This window comes from Bradyrhizobium sp. B117 (genome assembly GCF_038969555.1).
In the GTDB taxonomy this organism is placed as follows: Bacteria; Pseudomonadota; Alphaproteobacteria; order Rhizobiales; family Xanthobacteraceae; genus Bradyrhizobium.
Genome location: NZ_CP152414.1, coordinates 3,179,910 through 3,192,241, shown reverse-complemented (window position 1 = coordinate 3,192,241; position 12,332 = coordinate 3,179,910). Strand labels below are relative to the sequence as shown.

At 59.6% G+C, this 12,332-nt stretch carries 8 protein-coding genes and 1 pseudogene; 4 read left to right on the top strand and 5 right to left on the bottom strand.

Annotation, left to right across the window (positions count from 1 at the left end; genetic code table 11):
- Positions 1–36 precede the first annotated feature (36 nt).
- Positions 37–1,407, bottom strand: a complete 1,371-nt coding sequence (locus tag AAFG16_RS15610; protein WP_342739683.1) for an IS1182 family transposase — start codon at positions 1,405–1,407, stop codon at positions 37–39.
- 385 nt (positions 1,408–1,792) lie between these two features.
- On the opposite strand from AAFG16_RS15610, the gene AAFG16_RS15605 reads away from it, so the two are divergent.
- A complete protein-coding gene (locus AAFG16_RS15605; protein WP_342739693.1) occupies positions 1,793–2,536 on the top strand; it encodes a protein-L-isoaspartate(D-aspartate) O-methyltransferase in 744 nt (247 codons plus the stop codon).
- Positions 2,537–2,697: 161 nt separating this feature from the next.
- On the opposite strand, the gene AAFG16_RS15600 is transcribed toward AAFG16_RS15605, so the two are convergent.
- From AAFG16_RS15600 to AAFG16_RS15585, 4 genes are all read right to left on the bottom strand, one after another.
- Positions 2,698–4,326, bottom strand: a complete 1,629-nt coding sequence (locus AAFG16_RS15600) for an IS66 family transposase (RefSeq protein ID WP_194482923.1) — start codon at positions 4,324–4,326, stop codon at positions 2,698–2,700.
- 70 nt (positions 4,327–4,396) lie between these two features.
- Positions 4,397–4,744, bottom strand: coding sequence for an IS66 family insertion sequence element accessory protein TnpB (tnpB, locus tag AAFG16_RS15595; protein ID WP_080134400.1), 348 nt, complete (start codon positions 4,742–4,744; stop codon positions 4,397–4,399).
- Complete coding sequence (locus tag AAFG16_RS15590) at positions 4,741–5,145, bottom strand: transposase (protein WP_342739692.1); 405 nt, start codon at positions 5,143–5,145, stop codon at positions 4,741–4,743. Before AAFG16_RS15590 ends, tnpB begins: the two co-directional genes overlap by 4 nt.
- A gap of 166 nt (positions 5,146–5,311) precedes the next feature.
- Complete coding sequence (locus AAFG16_RS15585; protein WP_342739691.1) at positions 5,312–6,589, bottom strand: hypothetical protein; 1,278 nt, start codon at positions 6,587–6,589, stop codon at positions 5,312–5,314.
- 279 nt (positions 6,590–6,868) lie between these two features.
- Here AAFG16_RS15585 and AAFG16_RS15580 point away from each other — a divergent pair.
- The 3 genes and pseudogenes from AAFG16_RS15580 to AAFG16_RS15570 all read left to right on the top strand — a co-directional run bounded on the left by AAFG16_RS15580 (position 6,869) and on the right by AAFG16_RS15570 (position 12,183).
- Positions 6,869–8,303: pseudogene (locus tag AAFG16_RS15580) on the top strand (IS1182 family transposase).
- A gap of 414 nt (positions 8,304–8,717) precedes the next feature.
- Positions 8,718–10,292: a winged helix-turn-helix domain-containing tetratricopeptide repeat protein gene (locus AAFG16_RS15575; RefSeq protein WP_342739690.1), complete on the top strand. Its 1,575-nt coding sequence runs from the start codon at positions 8,718–8,720 to the stop codon at positions 10,290–10,292.
- A 1,681-nt stretch (positions 10,293–11,973) separates the two neighbouring features.
- Positions 11,974–12,183: a cold-shock protein gene (locus AAFG16_RS15570; protein ID WP_283085312.1), complete on the top strand. Its 210-nt coding sequence runs from the start codon at positions 11,974–11,976 to the stop codon at positions 12,181–12,183.
- The last annotated feature ends 149 nt before the right edge of the window (positions 12,184–12,332 follow it).

Genomic DNA, 12,332 nt, shown 5'->3' with positions numbered 1-12,332 from the left:
TCCGCCGTCCCTGACGCTCTCAATGCAACTCCTACGCTACGCAATGCACAGGGCATGAGCGGGTGGTGGTCGCGCAACGAACAACGCGAGGCGCCTCAGATTTTGAGCGATGGCGGCCAGAACAAACTCGTCCTGGGCGCCCCGTGGGCCACGAAGCCGAAGTCGACCGAGCCTCAGGATGCGCTTCAAGTGTGCAAACTGCATCTCGACCTTCTTGCGCTGACGTCGCGACGTCTCGAAGCCCTCGGTGCCAGCGAACGACCGGGCGACGTCCCGGGCGTGCTCATGTATGTCGCGCGGGATCTTGCGCGATGGTTCTTTTGGACAGCACTGCGGTTTAAGCGGGCATGCGTCGCAGTCGAGCTTGCTCGCACGATACAGAAACGTTTTACCCTCGTGCACGGTGCCGCTCGTCCCGAGCCGCTTTCCGCCCGGACAGTGGTAGACGTCGCTGGTCGGATCATATCGAAAGTCACTGCGTGAGAAGGTGCCGTCATCTCGCTTCGACTTGTCGAACACGGGGATATGTGGCGCGATGCCCTTCTCCTCGACTAGCCAGTTCAGCATCGGAGCAGCCCCGTAAGCGGTATCCCCGACAAGCCGCTCCGGCTTGAGACCAAAGCGCTCCTCGGTTCGTTCGATCATGGTCTTTGCTGCACCGACTTCGGCCTGGCGAATGGCGCGGGACGCCTCGACATCAACGATGACGCCGAACTTCACGTCGATGAGATAATTGTCGGAGTAAGCGAAGAATGCTGGTCCCTTGTGAGCTCCGGTCCACTGGGCCGCGGGATCGGACAGCGAGATGAACTTCGGGACAACGTCGCTGGCCGCGCCCCACGCCGTATCGTCGAGGGTTGCCAGATACTCCTTCACCGCGCGGCTTGACCTCGCCGGATCGCGATCCTTGCGCCAATCCTGACCCGCAATCGAGCGCTGCTTGTTGGCGTCGGCAGCAATCAGGCTCGCATCGACGGCAAAGCCTTCGCCACCAACCAGACCCGCCAAAATGCACGCCTCGACGACGCGTTCAAACACGCGACGGAAAACATCCCCCTCGCGGAAACGCTCGTTGCGGGCCCGCGAGAAGGCCGAATGGTCTGGGATGGCATCTTCAATGCCGAGTTTGCAGAACCAACGATAGGCGAGGTTCACCTGTACTTCACGACAGATCAGCCGCTCCGAGCGGAGCGCAAAGACATACCCCAGGACCAGCATCCGGATCATCAGCTCCGGATCGATCGACGGACGACCCATGGACGAATAATGAGGAGCAAGTTCGCTGCGAAGCCAAGACAGATCGAGAGCAGTGTCGATCTTCCGCACCAGATGATCTTCGGGAACCGCGTCGCTGAGATGAAACTCGTAGAACAGTTGACCTTGGTCACTCTTCAGACGGCCCATCATGGATCGACCTCGTCGCGATTCGCGTCAACACAACGGAATCACGCTTGCCGGCTCGTCTCAACTGACTTTTGCAACAAAATCGGCCCGTGCCTGACCTTAGCTCAAAGCGCCTAGAGGTCTGCTTCCCGTAGGTGACCTGAACCGGCGATGTGAGCGGGCAAGGCAGCTTTTGACCCGCAACGGACATTACGTGAGGAATCCGGTTGAGAGCAGTGAGGCGGCAATGCGTGTCCTGCGAGATGCAGTGATGGATCGTGACCGCTGGAGGGCCCATGACGCACTGCGGTCGTTCGCCGGACGCCGTGTTTCGCTGAGGTGATGCGTCGAATCGGCTCATTGCGCTCGATCGGTCGATGTGAGCCGATTACTTCTCGGAGAGCGCACGATGAGAGCCTTGCTGCCGCTCGTGTTTGCCGTGGTTGTCGTGGCCCGGGAAGCGACCGCTCAAGACGCACCCAAGGACGCGCAATGCGTCCGCGAGCGCGCCGCCATGGTCGAAACCATCCGGGCATACGCCCGTTCCGCCGCCAGTGCCTTGGGACAGCAAGGCCTGTCGGAGAGTGTCCTTAAGGCCATGGCGCAAACGAAGCGCCATCTGTTCATCCCCGAGCAACCTTGCTCCATCGCATACGCGGACAGACCGATGCCGATCGGCCTCGGGCAGACCATATCGCAGCCGTACATCGTGGCTTTGATGACCCAGTTGGTCGAGGTCGCGCCCGATCACGTTGTGCTGGAAGTGGGGACGGGCTCGGGCTATCAGGCCGCCGTCCTTGCTCACCTGGCGCGAAAGGTCTGCACCATCGAGATCATCCCGCAATTGGCCGAGACCGCCGCGAAAACATTAAGGGACCTTGCGTATGACAACGTGAGCGTCAAGCTTGGCGACGGATACGACGGCTGGCCCGAATGCGGTCCTTTTGACGCCATCGTCGTGACTGCCGCTCTCGGGCAGCCACCGCCGCCCCTGATTGAACAGCTTAAAGTAGGTGGCCGGCTCGTTATGCCGGTGGGGCCCGGTTACACCACTCAGCAGCTCACGGTCGTCGAAAAAATCGCGCCCGACAAGACGACGACGCGCGCCGTCGCCCTCGTGCGCTTTGTCCCCTTTACGCGTTCACAACATTAAGCTCGCCAACGTCCCGTTGTTGCTGAGCCGGAATTCGGGGGCGTCGAGGTGCCTGGCACCTTCCGCGAATGCACGTTTGGAGCGGCAGCAATTGGCCCATCAGCCAAGTGGCGGAGGTCTGCTTATCGGTAAGCATCCGGTGAGGACCGCGTAGCGGTCACTCAGGCTGCTTGGTTGACTTGCTTATTTCGGTCGCGCCAATTCCAGGGCAAAAGTTCGTCGAGCCGTTGTACGGGATGTGCAGCGATGCGTGCCAGGACGTCGGCGAGCCAAGCTTGTGGATCCACGTCGTTCATTTTGGCTGTGACGATCAGGCTGTACATCATCGCGGCACGGTCGCCGCCGCGGTCGGAGCCACAGAACAGCCAAGACTTCCGCCCCAGGGCGATGCCGCGCAGGGCTCGCTCGGCGGCGTTGTTCGACAGGCAGATGCGGCCATCGTCGAGGAAGCGGGTAAACGCATCCCAGCGCTTGAGCATGTAGTCCATCGCCTTGGCAACGTCGTTGCGCCGGGAGAGCTTGGCGCGTTGTTCACGCATCCAGACTTTCAGATCGGCCATCAGCGGCGCGCTCAGCTCCTGGCGGACGGCCCGGCGCCGTTCGGGCGTCTCGCCGTTGATGCCTCGCTCGATCTCGAACAAGGCGTCGATCCGACGGACTGCTTCCAGTGCCAGAGGCGAGATCACCGCTGGCTTTTTGCCTTGTACCTTGCGGCGCGCATTCTCCGCCAGATCAGCCATCACGAAGAACGGTCGTCGGGCATGGACCCAACACGCCGCTTCCAGGATCGGACCTACGTTGCGGCTCGGGTCGTAAAGCTTGCCATAGCCGCCATAGGCATCGGCCTGGAAGATGCCGTTGTAGCCGGCCAGATGGGCCTGGGGATGCTCGCCCGCGCGATCGCGCGAGTAATAAAACACTGCTCCCGGCGGGGCCTGCCCGCCAAAAGGCTTGTCGTCGCGTACATAGACCCAGATGCGGCCGGTGTCGGTCTTGCCTTTGGCCAGGACCGGCACCGTCGTGTCATCCCCGTGCAATCGCTCGGCACTCAGCACATGGGCCTCGAGGCGCCGGAACAAGGGCGTCAGCGCAACAGTGCAGCCACCAACCTGGTCGGCGAGGGTCGACAGGCTGATCGGCACGCCTTCCTTGCCATAGCGTTCGGCCTGACGGTTCAGCGGCTGGTGCTGGCCGAACTTCTCGAACAGCACCATCGCCAGTAAGCTGGGGCCGGCCCAACCACGGTCGATGACGTGGAACGGCGCCGGGGACTGGCTGATCTTCTCGCAATCACGGCAGCTGAACTTCTCCCGGACGTGCTGGATCACCTTCCAGGACTTCGGGATCACCTCCAGCGTCTCGGTGATGTCCTCCCCGAGCTTGGACAACCTCGCTCCGCCGCAGCAGGCGCACGCCACAGGTCCCGGCACGAGCACCCGCTCGCGAGGCAGATGGTCCGGGAACGGCTGGCGCGACGGCCTCTTGCGCGTGAACGAGGCCACCTTCGTCGTCTTGGCCGCGGCCATTTCGGCAGCGAGTTCGTCCTCAGTCGCTGAGGCCTCGAGCTCCTCCAGCGTCAGTTCGAGCTGATCCAGCAGCCTTGCGGTACGCTCCGAGCGAGGGCCATAACGATCACGGTTCAGCTTTTCGATCTGCAGCTTCAGGTGAGCGATCAGAGCATGGTCGTCGGACTGCTGGGCGCGAACGCTGGCGAGTTCGGCGCGCGTCGCCAGCAACGCCGCTTGCAGCGCCTCAATGTCTTCCGGCAGCTTCTGGGGACCGTCACCCATGCACCGATGGAATCACAAAAGCGACGATTTGGCGTGCGCTTTTTGCAATCTCACGGGACTATTGCGCAACCTATCCTGCGCTCTGCGGCCGCCAGCTGTGTTGGGGATTGCGCCAGTCGATCGCCTCCAGCAAATAGCCCATCTGAGCTGCGGTCAGCGATACCACGCCATCCACCGTCGCCGGCCAGATGAAGCGGCCACGGTCCAGTCGCTTGGCGTAGAGCGACAGCCCGATACCGTCGTGCCAAAGGGCTTTGATCAGGGTGCCAGCACGACCACGGAACACAAAGACGTCGCCGGCAAAAGGATCCCGCCCCAGCCCCTCCTGCACCAGCAATGCCAGACCCTGCATGCCTTTGCGCATGTCAGTGTGACCGGTTGCGATCCAGATCCTCGCCCCTGCCGCGATCGGGATCATCGCCGCTCCAGCAGATCCAATACGCGAGACAACGCGGTCATATCAACGCCGGCGTCCACGATCACCTGACAGGCCTTGCCGACGACAATCTCCATGCGTCCGCTCGCTGGCCCCGCTAAAGTTACTGGCGGCGCCGGCGGTTGGTCCGGCATCACCATCGCTGGCACAAACGCTGGCTGAGGTTGTTCAGTATTGCTCGTCCGCGTCCCAAACGATCGTCGCCAAGTCAACAGGAGCGAGCGCGAGATGCCGTATCGTCGTGCTGTCGACGAGACCGCGCGCGGGGCCTGCAAACTCTCCAGAACGATCTTGAGTTTCTCATCATCGGTCCAGCGACGGCGACGGCCAGTCTCGACAACCTCGAACCGTTCAATCTGAGCACTGAACTTATTGCTGTCCATAAGGGCTGTTACACAGCACTGGTATTAACCCGACAAGGCGGCCCTCACCGGAGGGAGACGCTTATCGGCGCATAGCGGACTAGATTTGCTCACCCTAAGTTCTTCGCATGTTGACCCGAACCGGACATAGCCCGTCATCATCTTGTGTCGTCGCTTACAGTCATTCCTAAGAAAAGAACACGATTGTCGCGTCGTCGGTGGTCTGCCCGACCTCTCTGAGGTCATGCTGAGGTGCCTGAGGAATTGCCGTCGATTGGCCCGGCAAGACGAGCATCGAATTCGGGGGTGAACCGGCAAGGTCAAGAAGAAGGCCCTGGAGTTGCTTAGCAAACTCGAGCCCGACAGCGTAAATCAGCAGCATTCCCCAGCGGTGTGGCGGCGGGAAATCATGAGAGCCGCCTCGCCAAGGAGGTGGAACATCATTCGAGATCGAGGTTCCGTCCCATTGGATGGGACGCAAATCGCCAGGGCACCAAAACGTGTTTTCGGCAGTCATTGTTCCAACCGTGATTCCGTAATCGATGTCGTCGATTTGGAAATCCCATCGAACGCGCAATGCGGCTCTCTTATTAATAGAATATTTTGTGGGGGTGCCCGGCGGTTCTCTCAGCCAGTGGTCGTAGTCCCAAGAGAATTGGGGGGCGCGCGTCAAGGTCGCCGTGCCGTAAGCGGAAGCTGCCGCCGCGCTTACGAAGCACTGCTCTGCTGCTTGAGCGAGCCGCGCGGATGCGCTGAAGCGACGACCGGACGTGTTGAACTCGCCGCCGAGCAGGCTGCGTGCCTGACCCCGCAACGACTGCTCGTCGAGTTCGATCGGCAAATCGGCGTTCGGAGTCCACATCCGGGCGAAGCGCGCCATCCGGCCTTGCAGGTCGGGGCCGTCGAACAGGAACAGCTCGACGAAGGGCCGCCAATTGTTAAGCCACACTTGGGATATCCGACGATCGATGTGGCGCGGCTGCAGCTCTTTTTCGGGCCAGACGAATTCATCTTGCCAGGGATTGAGCCAGACGCCCGGATTGGCGCCTGGAAATATTACTGGAACGTCGGCGGGGGAAACAATGATGGCCGGATCCCTTAACCCGACGGGCGCGGCGACATGCGGTTCGTAGTCGAGCGTCAGTTTGTAGGCGAAGTCTGGGCCGAGAATGAGGTCAGCGGCGTCCCGACCTTCTCGCCACAGAGCGAACTGCTCGAACACCGTGAAGAGTTCTTTACGCTGATCCATGGTACGGGCGTCTCGCGCCCGATCGCCCAGAACCGCCAGAAACTCCGCGACCGAGGCAGACTTGCCAACAAGTGCCTGCACCCATTCGGGGGGGTCTCGGATGAGATCCCGGGGCATCGAAGTTCTTTCTTGCGCAGAAGAAGCGTTGCGGAAATATGCAACGCCATCGCGGAAGACCACCTCTGGATCGTGTTCACCGACGCTTTTGCTTTGCATGGCTTGATCCTCCACAAGCATTCTGCCGGTCCTCGTAGACGAGACTAGCACTGCACATCGTTCCCGACTGTGAAATAAGGCACATGGCTGCTCGGACGGCGCGACGGCACGTCCACACATGGCCCGGAGCTGAACACCACGGAAGCCGTTGCCATGCCTGCTCTCCGAGAGAAACCGGACGCCGTCCAACTGAGAGGCTGACCGCTGCTTTTGACCCTGGCTGTGTGAAAACGCTGTGCCGCTGCTATGATTCTCCGGTGATTCTTTTTGGGGGAATCGATGAGGCGCTTCGTTGAGGAGGCGGATCGTGGGCAATGCACGCTGTTGCCGGAATGCCTCGATGATTTCATTGACGAGAGTAATCCTGTCCGTGTGATCGATGCGTTTGTCGATGCGCTCGATTTGGCCGAGATGAGCTTCGAGGTTGAGCCGGCGGCGACCGGTCGGCCATCGTACCATCCCTCGGTTCTCTTGAAGCTCTACATCTATGGCTATCTGAACCGGGTGCAGTCGAGCCGGCGGCTCGAACGAGAAGCCGGACGCAATGTCGAACTGATGTGGCTGCTGGGTCGGCTCACTCCCGATCACAAGACGATTGCCGACTTCCGCAAGGACAATGGCCTGGCGCTGCGCAGGGTGTGTACGCGCTTCGTTGAACTCTGCCGTGGGATGGGTCTCCTGACGACGGCGAGCGTTGCCATCGACGGCAGCAAGTTCAAAGCGGTGAACAACCGGGACAGGAACTTCACCCGGGCGAAGGTGGAGCGGCGACGCTCCCAGCTGGAGGAGAGCGTCACGCGGTATCTAGGCCAACTTGACACGGCCGACCGGCAGGAGCCGACGGAGGCCCTGGCCACGAAGGTGAGAGGCTTACCGAAAAGCTGACGAAGCTGAAGGAGGAAATGGGCAAGCTTGCCGCTTACGAGAAGCAGATGCTTGCATCGCCTGACCAGCAAATCTCCTTGACTGATCCCGATAGCCGCTCGATGGCGACGAGCGGCCGCGGCTCCGGCGTCGTCGGCTACAATGTGCAGGTCGCCGTGGATACCGAGCACCATCTGATTGTGACCCATGAGGTAACGAACAGCGGCTCAGATCGGGCTCAATTGGCCAATATGCAAAGCAGGCGAAAGAAGTGCTCCAGACCGATGCGCTCGAGGCCGTTGCCGATCGCGGCTACTTCAGCAGCGTGGAGATCCTCGCGTGCCACGAGGCCGGCATCACGGTAACTCTGCCCAAGCCACAGACGTCGGGTGCCAAGTCAGATGGGCGCTTCGGCAAGCAGGATTTTGTCTATTTGCCTGAAGAGGACGCCTATCGCTGCCCAGCTGGAGAGCAACTGCCTTATCGCTTCACGAGCGAGGAAGACGGGAAGCGGCTACGGCGCTACTGGACCACGGCCTGTCAAAATTGTTCGCTTAAATCGCAGTGCACGACAGGGCCAGAGCGGCGGATTCCACGATGGGAGCATGAGCATCTGCTCGAGGCTGTGCAGCAGCGTCTCGATGCAAACCCACAAGCCATGCGCCAGCGTCGAGAGACAGTCGAGCATCCGTTCGGCACGATGAAGGCCCGCATGGGAGCGACACACTTCCTCACCAAAACGCTTCCAAAAGTAGCCGCCGAAATGGCACTCTCGGTGCTGGCCTATAATCTGACACGGGTCATGAACATCGTCGGGATCAAGCCGCTGATCGCTGCGATCGGGGCCTGAGACACACGCGGCTCCCCGCTTCCGGGACCGACGCCCTTTGAGATCGTTTTTACACGGCCAAGACCCAAAGCGGAAGTCGATATCCCGGCTACATCTCGGCCCGCACTGGACAATTTCAGACGCACCATGTACCGCCGCCGGAGGTCGATATCATCTGACTAATCGTATGCCTCGCGGCGCAATATTACAGCTCGAGGGCACGTAGTTGATTCGCCATACGTGATCTCGATATCCGTCAGCTCCCGATCACTTAGGTTGCCGCATCCTCGGGTGCCCTGTTTTCCACCGGACAAGGTGCAAGAACCGGCCCGACACGCTTTACCTGCCGCTTACATTTTCGTTACGGGCAGCCTATTCTTTACCTTCCGGGTGTTACCTGGCCGAACCGAAGGCCGCTTAAAGGGATTTCGCGTCTTGCGCTATCTCTTCGAAGACTGCGAACTGGATTGCGGCCGCCGCGAGCTATACCGCGACACGAACGTCGTCCCCCTGACGCCACAGACCTTTGACCTGCTCGACTATCTCATTCGCAACCGCGAGCGAGTAGTTGGCAAGGACGAGCTCATCACAGCCATTTGGAGGGGGCGGTGCGTATCGGATGCCGCGCTCACGACCCGACTAAACGCCGCTCGATCCGCGATTGGCGATTCTGGGGAGAAACAGCGTCTTATCAAGACGCTGCCGCGGAAGGGCTATCGCTTTATTGGTACGGTGCAGGAAGCCCACAGCGCTTGCCGCGAGGCAGTCTCCGAAATCGAAAGTGAGACGGTTAAGCCTGCCCTCACACTTCCCGACAAACCGTCGCTCGCCGTTCTCCCATTCACTAACCTAAGCTCCGATGCGGAGCAGGAGTATTTCGCCGACGGCATGGTCGAGGACATCATCACCGGCCTTTCACGTTCCAAATCACTGTTTGTCATCGCGCGGCAATCCACTTTTACCTACAAAGGTAAGTCTATCGACATCAGGCAGGTCGGACGCGAGCTGGGCGTTCGGTATGTTCTCGAAGGCAGTGTGCGCAAATCCGGCAACCGAGTGCGCATTTCCGGGCAATTGATCGAGGCCACGACGGGCGCCCATCTTTGGGCGGACCGCTTCGACAGCCAGCTCGACGATATCTTCGATCTGCAGGACCAAGTGACGAGTAGCGTGATTGGCGCACTCTTTCCTCAATTGGAGCGCGCCGAGATAGAGCGCGCGAAACGCGTTCCGACGGAAAATCTTCAGGCCTACGACTACTATCTTCGTGCACTCTCGAGCTTCTATCAATTCACCCGCGAACAAAACATTGAAGCGCTCGGGCTGATCCGACTTGCTGTCGAAATCGATCCTGGACTGGCCGCAGCATACGCGCTTGGTGCTTATTGTTACCTGCAACGAAAGGTCTTCGGCTGGAGGGGCGATGCGGAGCAGAAACGCAACGAGACGCGACGGTTGGCAAGACGCGCAATTGAGCTCGATAAGGATGATCCAACTGTCCTTGTGAGGGTCGGGCAGGCTATTGCCGCCGTGCTGTATGAGATCGACGAGGGCGTGGCCCTCGTCTTCCAGGCGCATGAGCTCGATCCAAATTTGGCTGTTGCACGGTATACTATCGGCTGGGAACACATACGCCGCGGCAATGTCGATGCCGCGCTCAAGCAATTCCATGCCGGGGTGCGGTTAAGCCCCAAGGATCCGTTTCTCTTTCTGATGCAGACTGGAATAGCGTGTGCGCATTTGCTGACAGATCGATACGAGGACGGGTCATCCTGGGCCAAGTCGGCTGTGTTGCACCGGCCCAATTATCTAAACGCTCAATTCATTCTGGCGGCATGTCACGCTTTGTCTGGCAGGGTCGAGGAAGCCCGGATGATCGGCGCACGTCTGACGGAAGCGAGGCCGGCTGTGCGTGTTTCCACACTCGTTCCCAAGCTTGCTAAAATTTACACGCCGGAACACCTCGAAAGGATAGAGAGAGCCTGTCGTATCATGGGCCTACCCCTATGAGCGCGTGCACGGCAAACTCTGATCTCATTCCAGTTCCATCACCGCGCGGTGTGGAATGCCCCTTTTGGCCCATCTGAGAAGTTGCGCCTCGTCTGGCGAAGGGCCGCTAATCGCGCCCGAGCGGACCAGATTTGCTCAACCTGAGTTCGTCGCCTTTTGACTTGAAGCGGACATGAGCCCCTAGCCGCCATTTTTGTTTCTCGGTACTATTTAAGCGCCTAGAGCGGGGCATGTATGAAGAGGCGGGATTTTATTATAGGCATTTCGTTGCTATCCAACTTCTACCCAGCTAGTGCGCAAGGCCGCGTGCGACGCGTCGGAGCCCTTATTGCGGAGCCAGCGCAGGCTAACTTCTTGAAGGTCCTCTTGGGGAAAAGGGCTGGAAGCTCGGACGAGACCTCCAAATCGACTATCGCATAACGCGCGGCGATACCCATCTCTCACAGGCATATGCTCGTGAGCTGGAGGCTAAAGGCGACGGCATTTTCACCGCTGAGAAGCGAAGCAGGGCTGGTCATGTGAAAGTCGCTACCCGGTGATCGGAATACTTGTGTGGGACCAACTTGAGGCTGCGCGGCTGCCAAAATGGGCGGTGCCCTATCCACACGAACGGTTCTCGACCGAGGGGATGCCAGTTTATTAGGAGCTAAGGGCTTCAGCGCATTCGCAATCTCCTGCGCGGCTCGCTGGCAGTTCAAGTGATGAAGGCCGATCACCCTCGTCGAGCTGGTCTGTTAGAACGCCTCTCCGCAAATTGTGTCCGGCAGCCGTCAAGTGCGATCCCACGATCAGGCCGATCCGCCTCAAGGTCAGGAGAGCCATAGGGTCACACAGCTCGATCGAGAGCCCCGCCCCGAGGACCGCAATTGCGCGTTGCTCATCCTCATCGAGATCATCCCATGCGATACCATCCATGGCGTGCCCCAAAGTAGTCCCAGATGGACTTATCCAAACCCGAACGCGGACCTGATCTGTTGCAGCATCGCCGAGGCCCCCTCGGTATAACGACCGCTGGTTAGGTATTGGTCTAGCTGCACCACAATCGTGACCGCAAAAACCGCTGCCGCGAAGCCCTTAAACATCGCGTGTCTCCTACAAGAGACCGCCAACCGGGCGAGGTGAAATATCAAACTGTCTTCAGAACGCGCTGTCGCAAATGGCGGCCAGCGCAGTGATCGTGCCAGTCACTAATGACCAATTTCTTAACAACGTGGCGATCAACCTCGCAGTTAAGCCCCGCCGAATTTCGATAGGCATCAGTAGTCCACCGGAGGTGCGGCCGGCACCGTTGGAACTTATGCTGCCCGCTTTCAAACGGGCATTGCGATGACGCGGGACAATCCTCCGATCCTTATTTGCAGGCTATGCAGGCAGCCTATGGATTACCTTGCGATGCTCCCAGAGATCGCAAACTTGCCGGCTGCATATGCCTATCGATGCTTGCCCTGCCGGAGGGTCGATACTGTCACCTTAGGTTTGCACCCAGCAGCACTGAATTGCCAATTCACGAGCTTGCTGATGTTCGATACCGCGCACCCGGCGACCGACAGCCACTAGCTCCAAACTCGGCCGAGCGTTTAGGGCCACCCGCATCGGGTTTCTTAATACCTGCAGCCGTCATTGAACCTTCATAAAAAGCCGATTAGCTTTCGCTCCTTTCTAACGTTTTTGGAGAGCGTAAGTGGCGATGGGTACTGTAAAGTGGTTTAACGCAACCAAGGGCTATGGCTTTATTCAGCCAGAGGATGGCGGCAAGGACGTGTTCGTCCACATCTCTGCAGTAGAAAGAGCCGGATACACCGGCTTGGCGGAGGGCGCGAAGGTCAGCTACGAGGTCGTGGCGGACCGCCGCTCCGGCAAGGCTTCAGCGGAGAACCTACGTATCGGGTGATTGCGGACGATCTAAACAAATAAGCCCGCCGCGAATGGTGGGCTTTTTTGATGCGTTCACCGACCTGCTTGGCGGTACGACATGGACGAAGACGGTTATTAAGCCCTCTTCAGCTTGCGCCGCGCAATGCGGCTCTTTCCCTTCGATTT